At 67.7% G+C, this 19,145-nt stretch carries 18 protein-coding genes and 2 pseudogenes; 3 read left to right on the plus strand and 17 right to left on the minus strand.

The annotated features are described in order from the left end of the window. Positions 1-85 precede the first annotated feature (85 nt). Entirely contained in the window at positions 86-1,588 is a 1,503-nt protein-coding gene (locus ACFVW8_RS21170; RefSeq protein ID WP_389692255.1) for an FG-GAP and VCBS repeat-containing protein, read from the minus strand. A 423-nt stretch (positions 1,589-2,011) separates the two neighbouring features. Beyond that, entirely contained in the window at positions 2,012-2,413 is a 402-nt protein-coding gene (locus ACFVW8_RS21175; protein WP_389692183.1) for a winged helix-turn-helix transcriptional regulator, read from the minus strand. A 144-nt stretch (positions 2,414-2,557) separates the two neighbouring features. Between ACFVW8_RS21175 and ACFVW8_RS21180 the strand changes: the two genes are divergently transcribed. Further along, a complete protein-coding gene (locus tag ACFVW8_RS21180; RefSeq protein ID WP_389692185.1) occupies positions 2,558-3,430 on the plus strand; it encodes an SDR family oxidoreductase in 873 nt (290 codons plus the stop codon). A gap of 124 nt (positions 3,431-3,554) precedes the next feature. Here the strand turns inward: ACFVW8_RS21180 and ACFVW8_RS21185 are convergent, their stop codons facing one another. The 8 genes and pseudogenes from ACFVW8_RS21185 to ACFVW8_RS21220 form a co-directional block, all read right to left on the minus strand. Continuing rightward, complete coding sequence (locus ACFVW8_RS21185) at positions 3,555-3,758, minus strand: hypothetical protein (RefSeq protein ID WP_389692187.1); 204 nt, start codon at positions 3,756-3,758, stop codon at positions 3,555-3,557. A 682-nt stretch (positions 3,759-4,440) separates the two neighbouring features. Next, positions 4,441-4,787 (minus strand): annotated as a pseudogene (locus tag ACFVW8_RS21190) (transposase); the annotation flags it as partial. A 148-nt stretch (positions 4,788-4,935) separates the two neighbouring features. Continuing rightward, a complete protein-coding gene (locus ACFVW8_RS21195; RefSeq protein ID WP_389692189.1) occupies positions 4,936-5,706 on the minus strand; it encodes a DUF6339 family protein in 771 nt (256 codons plus the stop codon). Continuing rightward, a complete protein-coding gene (locus tag ACFVW8_RS21200) occupies positions 5,703-6,629 on the minus strand; it encodes a hypothetical protein (protein ID WP_389692191.1) in 927 nt (308 codons plus the stop codon). Before ACFVW8_RS21200 ends, ACFVW8_RS21195 begins: the two co-directional genes overlap by 4 nt. After that, positions 6,626-8,551 carry a hypothetical protein gene (locus ACFVW8_RS21205; RefSeq protein ID WP_389692193.1) on the minus strand — a complete coding sequence of 642 codons (1,926 nt, stop codon included), beginning with the start codon at positions 8,549-8,551 and terminating at the stop codon, positions 6,626-6,628. Before ACFVW8_RS21205 ends, ACFVW8_RS21200 begins: the two co-directional genes overlap by 4 nt. Beyond that, positions 8,548-9,582, minus strand: a complete 1,035-nt coding sequence (locus tag ACFVW8_RS21210; protein WP_389692195.1) for a PD-(D/E)XK motif protein — start codon at positions 9,580-9,582, stop codon at positions 8,548-8,550. The genes ACFVW8_RS21205 and ACFVW8_RS21210 overlap by 4 nt, the downstream gene beginning before the upstream one ends. Next, positions 9,579-12,224, minus strand: a complete 2,646-nt coding sequence (locus ACFVW8_RS21215; RefSeq protein ID WP_389692197.1) for a Z1 domain-containing protein — start codon at positions 12,222-12,224, stop codon at positions 9,579-9,581. Before ACFVW8_RS21215 ends, ACFVW8_RS21210 begins: the two co-directional genes overlap by 4 nt. A gap of 166 nt (positions 12,225-12,390) precedes the next feature. Beyond that, positions 12,391-13,593, minus strand: coding sequence for a DNA cytosine methyltransferase (locus tag ACFVW8_RS21220; protein WP_389692199.1), 1,203 nt, complete (start codon positions 13,591-13,593; stop codon positions 12,391-12,393). 149 nt (positions 13,594-13,742) lie between these two features. On the opposite strand from ACFVW8_RS21220, the gene ACFVW8_RS21225 reads away from it, so the two are divergent. Then, positions 13,743-13,955, plus strand: coding sequence for a hypothetical protein (locus ACFVW8_RS21225; protein ID WP_389692201.1), 213 nt, complete (start codon positions 13,743-13,745; stop codon positions 13,953-13,955). Positions 13,956-14,250: 295 nt separating this feature from the next. On the opposite strand, the gene ACFVW8_RS21230 is transcribed toward ACFVW8_RS21225, so the two are convergent. The 7 genes and pseudogenes from ACFVW8_RS21230 to ACFVW8_RS21260 all read right to left on the minus strand — a co-directional run bounded on the left by ACFVW8_RS21230 (position 14,251) and on the right by ACFVW8_RS21260 (position 18,254). Next, the gene (locus ACFVW8_RS21230) at positions 14,251-14,754 is read right to left on the minus strand and encodes a very short patch repair endonuclease (protein WP_389692203.1); all 504 of its coding nucleotides are present in this window, start codon (positions 14,752-14,754) and stop codon (positions 14,251-14,253) included. A gap of 188 nt (positions 14,755-14,942) precedes the next feature. Then, on the minus strand, positions 14,943-15,065 hold the full coding sequence (locus ACFVW8_RS21235; RefSeq protein ID WP_389692205.1) for a hypothetical protein: 123 nt from the start codon (positions 15,063-15,065) through the stop codon (positions 14,943-14,945). A 226-nt stretch (positions 15,066-15,291) separates the two neighbouring features. Further along, complete coding sequence (locus ACFVW8_RS21240) at positions 15,292-15,504, minus strand: hypothetical protein (protein ID WP_389692207.1); 213 nt, start codon at positions 15,502-15,504, stop codon at positions 15,292-15,294. Positions 15,505-16,009: 505 nt separating this feature from the next. Next, a complete protein-coding gene (locus ACFVW8_RS21245) occupies positions 16,010-16,525 on the minus strand; it encodes a GNAT family N-acetyltransferase (protein ID WP_389692209.1) in 516 nt (171 codons plus the stop codon). Positions 16,526-16,566: 41 nt separating this feature from the next. Continuing rightward, positions 16,567-16,933 (minus strand): annotated as a pseudogene (locus ACFVW8_RS21250) (hypothetical protein). Between the two features lie 8 nt (positions 16,934-16,941). Continuing rightward, positions 16,942-17,190, minus strand: coding sequence for a hypothetical protein (locus tag ACFVW8_RS21255; protein ID WP_389692211.1), 249 nt, complete (start codon positions 17,188-17,190; stop codon positions 16,942-16,944). Between the two features lie 59 nt (positions 17,191-17,249). Continuing rightward, positions 17,250-18,254, minus strand: a complete 1,005-nt coding sequence (locus ACFVW8_RS21260) for an SEC-C metal-binding domain-containing protein (RefSeq protein ID WP_389692213.1) — start codon at positions 18,252-18,254, stop codon at positions 17,250-17,252. A gap of 78 nt (positions 18,255-18,332) precedes the next feature. On the opposite strand from ACFVW8_RS21260, the gene ACFVW8_RS21265 reads away from it, so the two are divergent. Continuing rightward, entirely contained in the window at positions 18,333-19,139 is an 807-nt protein-coding gene (locus tag ACFVW8_RS21265; protein WP_389692215.1) for a class E sortase, read from the plus strand. Positions 19,140-19,145: the final 6 nt, after the last annotated feature.

A 19,145-nucleotide genomic window follows, 5' to 3' on the forward strand; every position in this document is an offset into this window, starting at 1 on the left:
TTCGACCCCCCGCCATTCGTGCGTGCGGGGGGGGGTGGCTGTCACACAACGGGGTTACGCCACCACCCCGCCTTCTTCGGGTGCGTCAGCCGATGTTCGGGCCGTTGTCGTTGGACAGGTCCAGGCCGAAGCGGGCCTTGAGCACCGGGGCGCCCAGGTCGACCGGGTTGAAGGCGAACGCGCCCGTCGCTGTCAGGCCCGATGAGGCGCCCCGCAGCGACCACACCGCACCGCCGTCCGCGACCGCGTCGAGGTTCTCGTCGGGGGCACCGGCCGCCAGGTCCGCCTTGCCGTCCTTGTTGATGTCGAGCAGCCGGACCGAAGCGCCGAAGTGATCACCGGCCTCCGCCACGCCCGGCACCCCGGCCGAGTCCTGGTGGAAGGACTGCGAACCGGTCCCGCTCAGTCCGCCGGGGCCGCCCTTCAGCAGCACCACTGCGCCGGCTCCCTTGGTTTCCTCGATGGCCTCGAAGGGCACACCTGCGGCCAGGTCGGCGTAACCGTCGCCGTTGACGTCACCCGCGCTGAGCCGGGCGCCGAACTGGTCGCCCTTCTCGCTCACCCCGGGCACGCCCGCGGTGTCCTGGGTGATCGTCTTGGTCCGGGTGGTGCTCGGACCGGACGCGGAACCGTAATAGATCTTGATGGTTCCGGGGTCCGTGGGCAGGTCCTCCGTGATGCCGTTGGGGATCACCCGAGTGGCGAGGTCGGCCTTGCCGTCCCTGTCGAAGTCACCGACCGCGGTGGCCGCGGCGCTCGGGAGCGCGGTCGAGGTCGTGGACAGGCCCTTCGGGGTGCCCCGCCACAGCTTGCCGCCCTCGGCGTGGTTCTCGTACACGAAGAACGTGCACAGGTCGTCGATACCGTCGCCGTTGAAGTCGCCGGCAGCGGTGTTCGACATGGTGTTGTCCGTGTCGGACATGAAGATCCGCTGCTCGCGGGCGGGCGACCCGTCCCGGGTGAACGGCCCGTAGAGCACGCTGCGCTGCCACCCATCGTCTCCGCGCATCATCATCAGGTCCCGCGTCCCGTCGCCGTCGAAGTCACCGGCGGTGAGGTTGTCTCCCACCTGGGTGTCGGGGAAGGTCGGCACACGGGCTGCGCCCTGCCCGGTGATGCCGCCGGTGCTGCCCCACAGCATGATGACGGAGCCGTTGATGGCGGAGCCTTCGAAGATGAACCTTTCGTGGGTGACCAGAGCGAGGTCGGTCTGCCCGTCGTGGTCGAGGTCCTCGGCGAACATCCGGTAGCCAAAGCCGTGATCGTCACCCGGCACCCCCGGCACGCCCGGGGTGTTCTGATCGATGACCGTGGTGTTCGCTGTCGTCAGCCCCTTGGCCGAGCCGTAGCTGACGGTGACGTAACCGGCCCAGGAATGGCCGGCCACCGTGGCGGCAGGGGCGGCGACCGCGAGGTCCTGATAGCCGTCCCCGTTGAAGTCCTCGCGCACGGTGGTAGCTGCTGTACCCCCGGCCGCGGCCGCACCCGCGGCCGCACCCGCGGCCGTACCCGCGGATGTGCCGCTGGGGGCTGCGACGGCCGTGCCGCCCGACAACGCCGCGGCAGCACAGACGACTATGGTCAGCATGGTGCGAATGCCCACAAAATCCTCCTTGGTCGCGTACATGGAGCCAATGGCGTACGAGGTGTGAGGGCTCGCATGGGAGACCCGTACGACGGGGAGAAGGTTGCACGGCGAACGGCAGGTGAACTCGTCTGCTGAGCAGGGCAGTCGGGGCGGTCGGGGGCGCGGTCCTTGGCCGCCCCCGTCGCCGGCTGCTTGCCGCCGAGCACGGATGGGCATCTCTCCGGCAGCTGTGGGTGAAGCCATCCTCGTCGTGCCACGGGGAGACTCGGCGGGCAGCTTAAGCGCGCTTCAATCGGCCGGCGTGGCCCATTGAGGCCCCTTCGGATCGCGATACCAGAACCGTTGCCCGCCCGGCGCGACCGTGAGCCCGAAGTCCTCGCGGGTCGGAGCGCCTTCGTCTGCGACCGGACGGCCGGCCGCCGCCTACCGGGTGCGCTCAGTGCGGTCGTCGTACTCTTCGCGGGCGGTGATGACTTCTTCGACGTGCAGCACGGACCACTCCGTGAGCGCCTTCAGCGGTTCCCGCAGCGTCTGGCCGAGCGCAGTCAGCTCATACTCCACGTGCGGCGGCACCTCTGGATAGACGGTCCGGCTGACCAGCCCGTCGCGCTCAAGGGTGCGCAGCGTCTGCGTGAGCATCTTCTCGCTCACGCCCGCCAGCGCCTGCCGGAGCCGGCCGAACCGGCAGGTTCCGTTCCGGCCGAGTTCGCCCAGCACGAGGACCGCCCACTTGCTGCCGATCTGGTCGAGCAGGTCCCGCGACGGGCAGCCGCGCTCGTACGGATCGAACGGTATGGGCCCGGTCACGTTCTCGACAGCAGTCACACGGCTCACCTCAACACTATCGGTTTGGTAAGTACCCTACCGGAAGGTGGCTACTACCCATTGGAGAGTGTCCAGGTCATTCTGTTTTCCATCCCACCGCAGACGGACTGCGGCAGGCGTGCGGGGCGCGCCCGGAAGGAAGGAATGACCATCATGCCGATCGTCGTCACCGGAGCCACCGGCCAGCTGGGCAGGCTCACCATCGAGGCACTGCTGCGACGCGGGGTCGCGGCCGCCGACATCATCGCGACCGGCCGGGACATCGCCGGGATCAAGGACCTGGCCGACCGGGGCATCACGGTACGCCGCGCCGACTTCGCGGACACCGACAGTCTGGCCGAGGCATTCGCGGGGGCGGACAAGCTGCTGCTGATCTCGGCCTCGGTTCCCGTGAGCGAGCGGGTCGCCAACCACCGCCGCGTGATCGACGCCGCGGCGTCCGCAGGCGTGGCGCTGGTGGCGTACACGAGCACGACGCACGCGGACACGGCCACCACCGTCATCGGTGCCACCCACAGGGAGACCGAGGAGTATCTGCGGGACCGCGGAATCCCCAGTGTGCTGCTGCGCAACGGCTGGTACCTGGAGAACTACACCGGCCAACTGCCGCAGATCCTGCAGAACGGCACGGTCGTCGGCGCTGCAGGCGAGGGGCGGATCAGCGGCGCGTCCCGCGCCGACTACGCCGAGGCCGCAGCGGCCGTCCTCACCGATGGAGGTCACACCGGCGCCGTGTACGAGCTCGGCGGCGACGAGTCCTTCACCCTGACCGAGCTCGCCGCCGCGATCTCCGCTGCGGCCGGAAAGCGGGTTGCCTACACTGACCTCCCGGTGGCCGACTTCGCCCAGGTGCTGGCTGCCGCGGGCCTGCCCGCCGAGCTGGCAGAGGTCCTCGCTGACGCTGACCGCGGTATGAGCCGCGGTGAGATGTACACCGACTCCGGCGACTTGCGCCGCTTGATCGGCCGCCCGCCCGTGACCCTGGCCGATGCACTCGTGGCCGCCCTGCGGCACTGAGGCTGCGCACTGCTCCTGCCTCAGCCTCGGAAGCGATGCCGGGCCCTGCGACCGGGGTGCGTCGGGCCGGCCTCCTCCGTGAGAGGTCGAGATCGGAGCCTGTGTGCCTGGGCGGGCAGGAGAACTATCGGGGATTCCTGTCGCGCCATGTCCACTTGAGCGGATCCGGATCTTTGTTGACGCTTTCGAACTCAGCCTTGAATGCGGGATAGTCCCACCCCAGGACGGCGAAGGTCTCGGCCATCGTGGGGGGCCGCTGGTGTTTCTTCAGGAACGACTGGACGGCCTGCCGTTGCGCGTTGGTTTCTTCATCGGTGAAGAGTGCCATGGCCCCATTCAACACGTCAGGCGTGTACCTGGGCTACTGCCCGTTCGGACGCTGTCTGCGGTGGCGGTGCAGTGGGTGCGAGCCGCCCACTCTGTCCGCAACGGGCGAGATATCCCGTCGTGCCACGGGAGGCTCGGCGGGGAGCACACGCCTCAGCGATGGTCGGTGACAGACGAGCTGCCGCGACACGACTCCGAGAGACCGAGGCGGCGCTCCCGAAGGCTGATTCCCGTCGTGAATCGATCGGCGGATACGACCATGCCGCGTATCTCTTCCACGTCTCCCATGTTCACTATGAGAACAGGGACCTGTCGGACTCAATCCGCGCGATGAACGGTCGATCAAGGCCACGCCTCGCCAGGAAAGGCAAGGGCGTCTGCATGCGAACGCCGTGCTGGCGCAGAGGCAGTTCGAATTCGGTCATCTCGAGGAAGCGCGCGCCTCCTGGAGCACGTTCCTCGACGACTACATGGTGCTTTTCACGGCGCGCGGGGACGAGCATTTCGAGACGATGCGGAAGAGTCTCGCCATGCATCGAAAGTCCCGTGCCGTGCGGGGTATCGGCGAGCAGGTGCGGTTGGTGGCTGCTGTGAAGGCTTGAGGCTGGCCGGCAGACCGATCGAATCTCGAGGTGACGTAACGAACTCGCACGCCTCACCTCCGTCAATGACGCGAAGCGTGTCGCCGACCGGATCACGGTCAGGGCCTTCGGTCCGCCTCCGGCGAGCTTGTCGATGAGCCGGGAAACGGTCGGGTCAGAAGCCACCGGCCCGAACACGGCCGGCTCGGCCCGCAGCATCGCGACATCCGCCAGGCAGTCCCCGCCCAGCGCGACCGTCAGGGCCACATCCAGCAGGATCTTCCCCGGATCATGCACCGCCTGGGGCCGCGCCAGGGCGCGAGCGCCGCGGTGTCCAGACCGCTCTTGCGGACCATCTCGACCAGCAGCACCCCTCCGGCCTGGGAGGCCACCGCCCGGCCGCCACCTTCGATGCGGACACGCGGAGAGAACCCGATACGCTTCTTCACCTGAGGAGTGCTTCTCTCATGCGACGACCTGGACTCTAGACAAGCCCTATCGTTGCAGGTCAGGAGCGCTCTTCTCGTTTCTGATCATGCATCGGGCACAGCCACGTTGGAAGCCCGAGGCTAGCGCGGCTGCCCTGGGAGCGGGTGATCAGCCTTCCAGTGCAGTCCGGGCTTCGGAACGGGCGCGGCGTACCAGAAGTCCGAGTTCGACCTCCGTGGCCGAGTCGAGGTCCATGAATGCCGTGAGTCGGAGTAGCCGCATGAGACTGTCCCGGAGAATCGTCCTGGAGGGGATGCCGTCTTCGACGTGATCATCTCGATGTTCTCGCACGATCGCGCGGACGAGCGTCGGGGTACAGGACAGGGCTGCTCTGCGGGCCATGATCTGATCGAGATCCGCCTCACCGAGGACATTCAGCAGGTGATACGGATCGTCCGCGTCTGGATCATGGAGTATGTGCGCCCGAGTCCAAAGGCGTGCGAGGGCGTGCCGGGTGAGGTCTGCCCCCTTGAAACGGTCCGCGACGAAACGGCCGTCTGTGTCCGCCGGCCATCGCCAGGCACAGACGTCCGGCAGAAGCACCAGCGCAATGAACGCCCAGACCTGCCGCTGGGCGGCTTCCCCAGGGGCCATCAGAGACTCTTCGTGAAGGAGCTGAGATGCCTCGCGGTCGAACCGAGCGCGTTGCACGCTCGATGGAGAATCGGGGAAACCATGCTTTCGCGCTGCATGAACGAGAGCTGCCCGAAGCCGGCCGAGCTCCTCACTGGTGACTCGGCGTCCCCCCGTCGCGGCGTAGACGGCGCGAGGTGAGTGAACCGCCACCATGGATTCGTGCTCGCCGAAGGACGCATCGGCGAGCATCCGGAAGCGTCGATCCGTCTCACCGGGGAGCAGACGCGGGAACAGCACGCTCATCGCGGAACCTCCTGGAGGAAACGGAGCGCGGCATGGACTTGAGCCCTGAAGCGTGAGGGGTCTCTACGTCGTTCGTCACGCAAGCGCTTGGCAGCCTGATCGACCGTCTCGGCGGGTCTGACCAAATAGGTCCGGATCAGGGCACGGACCAGTCCTGCCATCGTCAGATCTGCGTCGGGGTCTTCTGGCGGCGATTCCTCGAAGAACGCCTCGTCGTCCACGGCCCGCCCGATGAGGTCGGTGACGATGTCAGCCTCGAGCATGCTCCACAGCATTCCCGAGGCGGCGTCCTTCGTGGACTCCAACGCCTGCTTGATCGTGGGGTGGTCCTCGTTGAGAAGGACCAGCAGGCTTCCCATGGCGGCCTGGTGCCAGTCCGTGCCGTCCAAGCTGACGTACCAGGCGGCTCCTTCCGGTAGGCCGGCCTCGCGGAATGACACGGGTGCAATGGGGAGTAGGCCGGCGCCACCTTCCAAGTGGATGCGCGTCTGGTCCATCCAGAGGATCGACCCTGCCCGTGTGGCGACGAACGGCTCGCCCGATGGCCGATTCGCAGCCAGCTCGATGAGGGTTTCCACGGTGAGTTGGCCACCCAGCACCGAACTGTCGGCGACGATCTGCACTTCGAGGGCTGCGTGATCGACGTGGCCGGGGAGCATCTCACTGAATGCCGTGCGCCTGATAAGGGACGTCGACGGCCAGTACCGGACGCACAGGCGCAGGGGCGCGTCCGTCGTGAGTCCGCAGTCCTTCCGGAAGCCCAGGAGGTCGATGTCCACCACTCGTGCCATTTCAACTTCAGTGGCGTAGTCCCACGAGGTCAGTGCAGCCGGCATCGGAGTTCCGGAGGCGTCGCCGGAGCGCCACGCCTCCGCCCGCACCCTGTCGATCGGCCTGCGGTATGGCCAGACCTGGACACTCATGAGCGCCCCACCACCTTGATGTCCATGAGCACGTCAGCGACTGCGGTGACGATGAGCTCGACTTCACATGCCTCACCCGCGTGGAAGAGCACATCGCCTGGGATGTGACCAGCGTTGTGAGGAACGCGCCATCCATAGACCTCCGGGCGCTCAGCACCCAGCGGCGAGGCGTTCTCCGCACCACCATCCCCGGTGAGGACACGGACCATCCCCTCCACCCGATCGGGCCCATGGACTCGTACGCGTTGAACGACGACCGGACGCTCATCGATGACCTCGAATCTCGGCTCTCCGAGGAGGGTCGGCCTTCGGCGCTTGGATCCGCTTGAGGGAGATGGGCTCTGAGCGCCCTGGGATCCGCCATGGCCATCGTTCAGATCCAAGCCGCCGAAAGGCGAACCGGATTCGCCCCCGCTGTTCGACGGCTTAGAACTCGAGGCTCCCGGACGAGCGTCGGAAACGATCACAGCCGCTCCCGTCCCTCCGGGACCGGCGAGCAGGTGTCCCAATCGATGTGCGACCGATCCCATGGCGTAGGTGCCGACATCGACGGACGATCGCGCCTGCATCCCGCTCAGGACGTCACAGCGTTCCTTGACCCGCCGTCCCGTGGTGCGGACGAATGTGGCATCGCGGCCTTGGAGCTGCTGCGGCTCCCACGCATCGTGGGTCGGAGGCTCGGAACGGGCGAAGGCGGTATCGAGCTCGTCGGCGCCCCTGAACACGCCCACGTAACCCGCGGACGGATTGGATCGCTCCGGGCCGGATTGGTAGCGCACCACAAGTTCGGGACCACGCATCAGACAAACGTGATGGGGGGCTCCCTCCAGCCCGAGCTCACGGGCCGCGGGGGAGGAGACGGTTGCACCGAAGGTGAACGCATGGGCGAACCGCCCGAGATTCTGCTTGGGACGCTGGCAGGTCAGCCACTCGCCGCCGGCTTCGCCGATCGTCCGATGGGCTGACGCGAAGTAGGCCAGTACGGCGTCGGACTCTGCATCCGGCACAACGGTCTCGACGCCGTTCGCCGTGACCGACACGTCCATACGTGTCCGGCGTTCCGGGAGCATGATGGGCCACAGGTTCCACGCCGCAGCGTCGGCCAGATATGCGCCGGCCTCAGCGACCGAGAGCTCGGGAGTCGTGTCCGAGTCCGGCAGCGTCGGATCGGTCAGGTCGGGGTCGACGACGATGAGAGTGGTGCCGGTCTCCTCCGCGGAGAAGCCCGGTATCCCCAGTTCCCGAGCGGTGGCTTCCGCTTGCGCGTCACACAAGGGCTCGCAATGGTCATCCCCCGGCAGCCCCCACCAATGCCGTCCCGTGAAGTGGGCATCGCCGACCCAGAAAGACTCACGGATGGCGACGCCCATGAAGCGTGAGCGAAGGCGCCCGTCATCGTCGATGAAGCGTGTGTAGACGAGGACACACCCCACCTTCGAGAGTTGATAGAGCGCACTTTTGCCGTATCCGTACGTGCCCCCGCTGGATGCGCTGGACTCCCCGTCGCGGTCACCGCTGTTCAGTACGAACCGGGCCCACTCCCTACGCTCGGTCCTGCCCACATCAGAGCGGGTCGGGCCTGCCAGCCCGGAGGTGCCGCGGTCGGAGACCGCGAGGTAACGGATGGAGGGTGCCTGTGCGAGCGTTCGGAACATGCCGCCTTGATGGTCTACACCCTGGGCCCGGTCGGCGAACAACCGCCGCCAAGCCGCAGAGTGGCCTGCGCCGACGGTGCTCAGGTCGAGCCGGAACCTCACCAGGGCGCTGCTGGGAAGACGGGCGTCCCAGGAGTTCTGAGCTGCTTCCCGAACCAGCAGTGTCAGCCGGGACAAGCTGGGTTTCCCCAGCTGATTCAGCAGCCCATTGGCGGTGATTCCGCCGTCGGCGCGAAAGGGCTGGGCGTACCAGATCGGATCGCTCACAGATCGGTACCCAGACGTTCGAGGACGGCGTCTCGCTCGATGATGTGCGGGACGGCGTCGAGGTCTATCCGGTACTCCAGGTTGTGCACTCCGGCCGGAACGGCCCCGGCGCCGAAAGCCTGGGGCACGATTCGAGGAAAGTCCTCTGCCACCTCGTACCAGCGTTGTTCGGGTACAAGGAATCGAGTCAGGACCATGGGCCCCTCATCGCCCTGGGGAAGCCCTAGAGCCGCGAGCCGGCCGTCCAACGCGATGAGGTCGTCGGTCGCCTCCCGGCAACGGGAGATGAGATCGGGAACCGACCTGGCCGCGGGTGCCGTGGATTCCACGACACGCAGCCAAGCGAGGGCGAGCGTGCCCTGCTCGGGGATTTCCAGCTGGTCGGCGCCGTGGATATAGACCACACGACCTTCTGAAGCCACGGTCCCCTTGACCTCGAGAGCATGGTGGTCGCTGCGGAAGTCTTGAGGGCAACCGAGAGGGCCGAGCCACATACGCGCGGCACGGCGGTCGACTGCCAAAAGCCCTTCGAGTACGACGAGTTCCGCGAACAGTCCGGCGAGGCGGGGGACGGTCCACCGCTGGGAGGTCCCGCCGAGCATGAGGCGCCACGCTTGCAGCGTTCGGACGATCAGCGAGGGCGCCTGATCCGGCTTGGCCGCGATCAGACCGACCAGGTCGGCGACGAGCCCTGTGAAAGGTGCCGTCACATCCGGCCGCCGACAGGCGATGTCGGCGTACCGAACGGGAAGCGCATCATCGCTGGAGAAGGTACGCGTGGTGAGATGCACTCCGGCGCTGCGATTGTCGTCGTCCACACGGTCACCGGCTCCCAGAGGCACAAGCAGGTGCCGCAGGCCGTCAGAGTCTCGCGCAAGCCTCAGCACCCCGGCCGGCGTGCTCACCTGGAGCCCGACTGTGGACATCGCGCCGCCGGCCGTCACGGCGGCTTGCCGGTCGAGCTTCCGCCAGAGTCCTTCGAGGAGCTCTCGAAGTCGCAGGGAGGCAGACGACCAAGGCCGCTCGGTCATGCATCGCCCTCGTTTCCGCCGTCGAGATCCTGGTCGAGCACGGAGACGTCCTCGATCTCGTCCTCGCCGTCTTCGCCGGATGCCGGGAACACTCGCGACAGGTCGGCCTGCACGTAGTCGTATTCGACGGCGAGGTCCTCACCGCTCGTCGGCTCGGGGAAGATGAGCGACGCCCCCCACACGATCTCCCCGGGGGCGTCCAGCGGAGCGCGACCCTCCACGGGCTGCTCCACCCCGTTTCGGCGGACGATCGACACAGGAGCCTTGGCGTCGATGGGATACAGCAACAGGAGGCCTCGCTCGGGCTGCTGTCGTACCCGCAGTCGCTGGAGCACCTTACGGTTGATCTGCTTCTCGCCGGTCGGGATGGTGAGGTCCAGTGCCTCGTCTCGAGAACCGGAGAGGGTCTTGATGTCGGCGACGGACTCGTCGGGGCCGATGAGACGGCTACGCACCACTGGGGCCACGGTGGTGCCGTTCGGCAGGTTGATCCCCCCCTGAACGCCGTCCGTTGCCTTTCCGATGACACCGATGTTCCACGAGGCCAGCGCACCCGAGTTCTTGTACCTCTTGACGATGTAATCGCGCATCAAGTCGCGCGCTGCATCCAGCGCCTTGGGGTGGAATTCGTATTCGTCGATGAAACTCAACACGTTTTCCATCGGCACGCTCCGCCACAGAGCGCGAGCACCTTGCACGTCTACGGATTCACCCGCGCCATGAGCGGCTTCCAACAGTTTCCAGACCGCGGTCGCGTTGTCTGCGTGCCACTGCTCGTCCACGTCATTCTTGCCGCAGGGGAAGTATCGCGTCTCGACAAGCTGGCCTCCGTATGAAGCGGCGGCTCGGACAGCGCCTTTGGACTTAGACGGCGCGGTCACCTTCATTTTTGGGTGACACCGGATTCTGGGTGCCAACTCCAGGGGGGTGAGGTGCTCCGTCAGATACCGGTCGATCTCGACGCGCATCTCCGCCTCGACCGTGGCCAGGTGGGCGAACCAGCGGCGGGTCTCGTCTGGCATGAAGATTCGGGGAAGATCTTCATAACCAGGGCGGTATCCGAACCAGCGCCCCATCTGGAGCAGGGTGTCGTACACGTTGGACGAGCGGACGAAGAAGCTGACGACCAAACCCTCCAGCGTCAGTCCACGCGAGAGGGTGTTACCGCCGACCGCGATCACATTGACGGGACCCGAGTCGTAGTCGAGGCGATTGGTGCTGCGGTAGTGGTCCATGACGATTCGCGTCGTGGAGACGATGGGCCCCAGTATGGGGAGCAACTCTTCGAACTCGAGACGTGCACCCCCATCCTCAGGGTCGACTCGCGCGGACTCGTCGCGCCATAGTGCGCGCAGCTCGTGAATCAGGTCATTCCGGTCCTCGAGTCCGGTGACGACCTCGTCACGCAGTTCTCGTAGAACCGGCTCGTAGGCGTCGTGGACCGGGGTATCGGAGTGTGCATGGATCAGCATCGAAGAATGCTGGTCGTCCTGCCCCCGGGCATGCCGCACGGCCGTGGCCAGCCAAAACCACAGGACGGCATGGCGAAGTGAGGGGGTCTCCTCGGGAACGAAGTCGGTAACGTCGCCCCTCTTGCGCGGACGTAGACTATCGAGTTCGTCGACGGGGATGCTGCGGATCATGTCTCGCCCACCCGGAGCCTCGGACGGATCCTCGTGGTCCAACGGGCTTCGGCCAAAAAGGGTTTCCGGCCCCTGGTACCGCTCCCCGCGAGGCAAACTGAGAATGAAGTCGCGAGGATAGAAGTCCTCCTCGTCTGTTGGGTCGACGAGAAGACTGGCGAACGGCGTCGCCGTGTAGCCGATGTAGCAGACCTTCGGAATCCGGCCCATGACATCCCGGATCAGAGGGTTGATCTTCCGCGTCGCCAGCGTCGCCTGATCGGCCTCGTCATCGATGATCAACGTCGGGCAGTTGTCGAGCTGCTCACGCGCTTCCTCGAGCCAGTCTCGCAGCTTCTTGAGTACCAGGGAGTTCTTTTTGACGACCAAGAGCAGATGCTGGCCCTTGGAAGCGAGGAACGACTGGGCGTTGGGCGGCGGCACAAAATCGTGCTCCGGTTTGGTGATCTGGTGCCACAGGCTCGGATTGAGATCCACAAGGTCGCGGATGAGACGGGTCTGAGTCTGCCGTCGCAGCGAGTTGTGGATACCCGAGAGCACGATGAACATGCGGTAGCCGCGGTCCGCGGCCTTGTTCACCACGGCCGTGAAATTGCTCGTCTTGCCGGACTGCACGTGTCCGATGACCAGACCCCGAGACCGGAACGCGGGCTTCTTGGGATGATCGAGCATCCCGACGATCCGACTGGACGCCTCGTCGATCTTCCTGACCTCGTCCTCATCGAGCTGTCGCCGCAGGCGCTTCTCGTAGGCCGGCCAGTTCGCGTCGTCCCTCCGCGGGCCCCCATACCACGGAATGTCGTTCTCTCTCCCCAGCGCCAGCGGCTCGCGAAGACTGACGATCTCCGTCGTGGCCGATTCATGGCGCCGCAGCAGCTCCTCGATCACCTCGTCGGCAACCATGAGGCTGCGGAGCTCCTGCACGGCCTCATGGGGAAGAGCCCTGTCGAGCATGCCCTGGAAGGTCTTCCACGCCGCGTCCAACTGCGGATTGCCCATCGTCCCTCGCAAGTGATCGCGGCCTGCCGACATCTTCCGCAGACCGACGTGAAGTCCTTACGAGCCTCACGCTACCGACCACCACTGACAATGGCGGTGGCATCGCCTGGATCCCCTCCCTTGTAAAGGGCGGCTTCCGCTGCTCAACGTCCTGCGGCGCCCGCAGTCACCGCTTCGGGCGGCCGGCCGAAGCCGCCGAACGCCGTCTGCGCCCGGTCCCCACCGACATCGCCTCTTGGAACGGGATCATTCCCTGACTCGCCGGAGGTCGGCTCACATCCTCCCCCGGTGACGGCGCGGCCTCAGGAGCGGCGGCCCCGCATTCGATGGCCTTCTTCACGGCGGCGTCGCGCGCCTCGTCACCCAGATACAGGGCGGCCGCGAGGACATGAACGCCGAGCAGAGGCGGGACCGCGTTGCCGATCTGTTGCGACGGGTCGGAGCCCTGCCAGGGGAAGTCTCGAGGGAAAGATTGCAGTTGGCCCGCCTGAGCATGGCTGAACCGGACGTCGGGGCCCTCAGTGCCGGGAGGCACCACCTTGTTCCTGCGGATCTTGCCGGTGACAGTGAAGGCGGGCTCATCATGACGTCGCCTGCCACGTGCCTTCGGGTCTCCACCGGTGCCGTAGTTGGAGATCACGTCATACGGCTGCTGTAGATCGAGCAGGTCGCCCATCGTCACGCAGGGACGCCTCGCCGCCTCCGCCGGCCGCGACTTTCTCCGGAACGGGCGGTGTGTCGGCTCGGGCAGCATCGCGGGGCCCGTGCCCCTGAGCCGAGCGATCAACACGGCGCGCTTCCGCGTCTGCGCCACTCCGTACTCTTCTGCGTGCAGCACACCGGTGACCGTCGTATACCCCGAGCGTTCGAGGATGTTGGCGAAGGCCTCCCAGACGGGGCGCACGGTGGTGACCTGCTCCAGCACGATCGCTTCGTACGGATTCCCTTGCTTCATTGCGGTCAGAGCCCACCGCAGAGGCTCCAACACCAAGCCGGTGCGGCCTTCATCCCCGGGGGCCTCGGCGAGCTTGGCAAGCTCCTTGTCGACCTTCGACTCCCTGCCATTCGCGAGCAGCTCGGCGAGCGTGAGGACGTCCGCCAGCGCTCTGCGTCCAGCCCCTCCGGCCTTGCCGCCTGCCACCGTGTACGTCTGACAGGGCGGTCCACCGGTCAGGACCGTGGCCGCCGGGAAGTCGGCTGGGCGGAAACCCTTCACGTCCCCGGGCCGCGTGGCCAATCCGGCCGCTACCCGAGTCGCGCAGGCGTCTTCGTCGAGCTCGACTCCGACCGCGCCGATTCCCAGCCAGCCGGCGGCCACGTCCAGCCCGCCGGGACCGGCGAAGAGATCCACAATGTGGCCGTCGTGCACGTATTCTCCAGGCGATGGGCGGCCCGCCGGAGGCGGCCGCGGGAACGTCGCGAAGGCGATCGCCTTGCATTGCCTCCAAGGTCAGCCATCGTCGGTCTGACAGGGTAACGCCTGCTCACGGTGGCTAGCCACCGTGGCACGCTAGAGTCATGCCAAGTCGACACAAGAACCCGGCGGTCGTCTGCCGACCGACCCCGGAGCTGCACAGGCGCGCGAAGAACGCGGTGACGGAGGTCGACTCGGACATCAACGCCCACATCATCGCTTTCCTTCACTGGCTCGTCGGCGACACCGACGAGCTGCCGAACAGGCCCCCCGTTGCGAATGAGCACCGTCTGCACGAGGCGGGGAGCCTGGGCTAGCGCAGGACAAGGAGACTCGGAGCGCCCGAGGTGGCATCGATACCCGTCACACCGGTGTCCCCTTCTCGATCAGGCCATGTACAGCATTCGCTGCACGCCGCAGTACGATGCGCCCATCGCCCTGACTCACGGCGATCACCTCGCTCCCGGGGAAGAGGCCTGCCTCGGCGAGTAGCCCGAGAGGCAACGCGACGCGACCTTCCGCATCGATCTTCGTCTCCGCCGGTTCCCGAATCACGCGGCCAGTCTTGCAGATTCGTTCGACGGATGAGGCCTGCGGTCACGTTTGGGGCGATCAGGCGCGACGATGGACGCTTGCGCGCTTGGCAGCGCCAGAATGGATCGCGTCGCTCCGCTGCTCGTAAGCCTCCTGCACACGCAACGCCGCCGCATCCGGATCTTCGTGCTCCCATACGCGCAGCACCTCCCATCCCGCATCGTGCAGCCACTGATCGGTCTGTCGGTCCCGACGGCGGTTCGTCTCGAACTTTTCCGTCCAGTACACAGTGTTGGTCGCCGAGAGCTGGTGATGCTGTGGACATCCGTGCCAAAAGCATCCGTCCAGGAAGACCGCCAAGCGGACGCGAGTGAAAACAAGGTCTGCCGTACGCCTGACCTTCGGCAATGGGCGTGTCGAAACGCGGAAGCGGAGCCCGAGCGCGTGAACGGCGCTGCGCAACGCCAACTCGGGCTTGGTGTCACGGCTTTTGTTCGCCTGCATGCTGGACCGAGTGCCGGCAGACGAAGCCCAGGAGGTCCCGTCGTCGCGGTTTCGCCTACCGGTGGTGTTGGCGCTCATGTTCATGATTATCCAGCCGGTGCCGGGGGCGGGTCTTCGACATGCTCTACACCAAGCCGTGCTTGAGTGTGCGCGGTGGTCGTGTTCGATGCGCCGCCGATCCTCGTCCATCGCGCCAACGCCGCGGCCGGAGTCTCGGGCACCAGGTCCGATCACCGGCAGCCGCCCGGAGCGTCTGGGGCGGCGGGTCAGCCCACCAGTTTGGTGGAGGGGGCGCCGTGCCGCCGGGTGTGTCCGTCGCCCGCGACCTGGGTGACGGCCCGTGACTGCTTGAGACGCCAGGACGGCCAGGACGCGCGCCGTGACGTCATTCGGCCCGCTGGTGTCCGAATGCCGGCCCTCCGCGCCGGGCACGGCTGCGTGGAGGAAGGCGCGGCGCCGTCGGGTAGCGGGGGATCGCCGGCGGCCCCAGCCCTTCCCACCCGGCCGGCAGGCCTCGATGTCCACCTCGTGGGCGAATTCCTGCCCCCATGGGCCGCGCAATCTCGACGTCCCGTTTCCTGGAACGGGCTGGACTCGTTCGGCGACGAAGGATGCTCAAAGCAGCTTGCTCGGGAACACAACTCGTCCCTCACGGAAGCTCACACTTGAGCATTCGCCCGGAGGAGCCGGGTACTCGGCCGGCCGGACCGTGAGCAGGATGGCCAGGATGAGCCAGACCAGGATCAGGATCAGGACCGACAGGAATGCCCACAGGGCGACGGTGAAGGCCAGGGCCGTCCAGCCGTGGGCGATGGCCGCATTCCGCACGTTGGGGTGGCGGGTTGGGAACTTGAGGGCCGTCAGGATGCCCCATGCGGCGATCGCCAGAATGAGGATGCCCGAAGACGACCGTGCCCGCGTGGTCCTCGCCCGTGGCCCGGCGAGCGTACGTGGAGGCGTCGTCCTCGCCCCAGAGGGACGTGGCGATGGCGACGCTGTTGGTCACCAGGGCCAGGTCGAGGATCGCCTGGAGACCGCCGACGACCATCATGAGAGCGCGCAGACTGCTGACCGGGGCGGGCATCTGGCCCCTGCTGGGAGGCAACCCGCTGCCGAAGCCGGCGGGGACAGGTGGGTGCGGCGGGCGGGGAGGACCGCCGGGCCGGGGTCCCCGCGGGCCCAAGGGCGTTGCGGTGGAGGCTTTTTGTCCGGTGTGCCCGGGTCGTCTGTGCTCATGCGGTGGCCTTCCCCCGGAGTGGTCCACGCTTCAGGAGGCAAAGGTCGGGGGAGGGCGTGCGTCGCGCCGGGGGTAAGTAGGCCACGTGCGGCCGGGTTAGGCGGATGGCGGTGCTCCCGTTGCCACTTCTCGTACGTACCGGAGTCCCCGCTTCCCGCTCAGCGCTACTTCCTCGCCCGTCGGAACGAATCCCATGCAGGTCAGGACCGTGCGTGAGGCGGTGTTGGTGAGCGTGGCCGCCGCGCGCAGCGTCGTCACGCCGTACGTCCTCTCGCACGCCTTGAGTATCTGGCGGACCGACTCCGAGGCCAGCCCCCGGCCCGTCGCCTTCTCGGCCAGGCGGAAGCCCAGGTCCGCGGCGCCGTCCGCCACGTCCACCAGGTTGAACCTGCCCAGGATCTCGCCGGTCTCCTCCGTCACCAGTACGTGGAAGTGGCAGGCGCCCGTTTCCTGTTCGGCGAGGAGTGCCGTGTGGCGGGCGGCGAAGTGGGTGAAGTAGTCGTCGCCGCGGTCCGGCACCGAGGCCGCGAAGAAGGCGCGGTTCTCCCGCTCGAACGCGAGGAGGGCCGGGGCGTGGTCGGGGCGCAGGCGTTGGAGCCGGATCTCGGGCATGGCGGCAGGGTATGCGGGTGGGTGGACGGCCGGCCGGTGAATTACGGGTTCAGGTCCAGGACCCGGACCGGCTCCCCTGCCACGTCCGGGGGCGGTGGTGGCGATGATCGCGCCGTCGGGACGGTCGGCGGTGGGCTGGGCGGCATAGTGGCTGTGGGCTGCTGACCAGGTTCCCTGTTGCGCCACGGCCAATGCTGCGAGGAGGTCCAGGTCGAGCACGGTGACGCCGGGCAGGGCCGCCAGGTGCTCGGCGGTTCCGGGGCGGGCCCGGTCGGCTTCGATCAGCGCGCAGGTCGGGGCGTAGAGGAACCAGCCGGATTCCGCGTGCGCTCGGTGGATGAGGCGGGACGCGAGAATGTTGCCCTGGCCGGCGGCTGTCATCGCCGTGGTGGCCAGGGTGATGTGCATGGCGTCGGTTACCGGCTCGTCACCTGGGCCAGCCTGCGGTCCAACTCGCCGTCCAGTTCGCTCTGCTCGGCCAGGGTGGGGGCATAGCCGTTCCACTCCTGCAAAGTGGCGCGGGCTCGTTCGGCGCGCTCGGCCGGGGTCAGCATGGTGTCGGCGAGGTGGGCCAGGTACGCGCGCAGGGACAGACCCTCAGCGGCCGCGATTTCCGCGAGCCGGTCCCTGGTTTCTTCGGGGATGCGGACATTCGCGTCGGGCATGGGCGTACTCCTTCTCGTACCCGTACCCGTACCCGTATCCGTATAGAGGGACTGGTGTTCTACAGCGCGCCCCCATGGCAGTCCCGGTAAGGCCGCCCCGTGCCGCACCAGCACGCCGCGCTCCTGGCCGGCGGCCACGGGACCGCGCGGCCTCGGGCGGCGAGGGTCGTGGCGTACTGGGGGAGCAGGTCCGGGTCGGACGGGGAGGCCGCCTCGGAGGCGGCGAACGCCTCGTACGACGGGACCGTGCCCGTCACGATGCCGAGGTTCGGGGTGCCCGCCGCATGGAGGTCGCGCAGGGCCGCTTCCAGGCGGGCCAGGTGGTCCGGGTGGGAGGCGTACTCGCTGCCGAGGCCCGGGTAGGCGGTCAGGAGTTCGTCCAGCTCGGCCACCGGCCAGTGCAGCACCGCGACCGGGAACGGGCGGGACAGGGCCGTGCGGTACGTGCCCAGTTCGGCGCGGAGGCGGGTGATCTCGGCGCGCAGCTCGCCCGGGTCCGACGATCCCAGCGCCCACAGCCGCTTCGGGTCGTGGAGCTCGTCCAGCGGTACGGCCGCCGTGTGCAGGGTGTCGGCCAGCTCGTCCCAGGCGTCGTGCCGGACGCCCATCAGACGGCGTACCCGGTGCCGGCCGGTCAGCAACGACTGGGTGGCGTACGGGACTTCCTCGCCCGGCGCGATGAGCAGGGTGAGGGCGGTGGAGAAGTAGTCGTGGGCCGCCTCGAGCTCGTCGTGGGCCTCCAGGGTCTCCGCCGCGATCTCCCAGGGGGCCGCATCCAGCGGGCCCGCCGCACGGATCCCGTCGATGATCGCGCGGGCCTCGGCCTCGTGGCCGTACTCCCACAGGTTGGCGGCGTTCAGCGCCTTCACCAGGTGGGGGTGCTCGGTGCCGGGGGCGCCGAGCAGTTCGTCGTAGAGCGTGGTGGCACGGGCACGGTCGCCCGCGAGTTCCAGATGGGCCGCCGCCTGGAGGAGCAGCGGCTCGTGGTCCTCGGGGTACTGAGCCGCGGTGCGCAGCAGGCGCTCGGCTTCGGTGGTGTGGTCGGCAGGCGTGTCGGGGCGCATGAACCACACCGTACTGCTGTAGGGCGGTGGGACGGAGAGTGGTTCCCGCTCTGGAGAGTTACGGGGCTTGGCCCTATCGTGCGGGCCGTGCGCGAGCGGATACCGGTAGTGGTGCAGCACAACCCGCGTGGACGGCTGCTGGCCGCGCGCGGTCTCTGGACGGGTGCCGAGCTGGTGGTGACCCTCGGCATCGTCCTGCTGCTGCTCGTCGCCCATCAGCTGTGGTGGACCAACCGGCAGGCACGGGCAGGTGCCGCGCACACCGTGCAGGCCCTCCAGCACGACTGGGGGGAGCCGGCGCCCGGGCCGCCGGAGACTGTGGTGCCGGAGAGCACCGCGGACGACGACAGTCCTGCCGTGGGGGCGGGGGAGAAGGGGGAGGACGGGAAGGGGCGGGGTACGGACCCGGCACCCGCCGCCACCGCGCCCCGCCGGTCCCAGGCGTACGCCGTCATCCGGATCCCGCGCATCGGGCTCACCGCACCCGTCGCCCAGGGCATCAGCAGGAGCGGCGTCCTCGACAAGGGGTACGTCGGCCACTACCCCGGCACCGCGCAGCCCGGCGGCTCCGGCAACTTCGCGCTCGCCGCCCACCGCAACACGCACGGCGAACCGTTCCGCTACATCAACCGGCTGCGCCGCGGCGACCGGCTCACGGTCGAGACCCGGGACACCGTCTACACGTACACCGTCGACAAGACCCTCCCGCAGACCGGCGCGGGGGACAGCGGGGTCGTGGCCGCCGTGCCGCGCAGCAATGTGAAGCCGTACGTCGGATACCGGGCGGCCGGGTCCTATGTGACGTTGACGACGTGCACACCCGAGTTCACCTCCCGCTACCGGCTGGTGGTGTGGGGGAAGCTGACCGATGTGCGGGGGAAGTAGGAAGTA

Source organism: Streptomyces sp. NPDC058221 (assembly GCF_042882365.1).
In the GTDB taxonomy this organism is placed as follows: domain Bacteria; phylum Actinomycetota; class Actinomycetes; order Streptomycetales; family Streptomycetaceae; genus Streptomyces.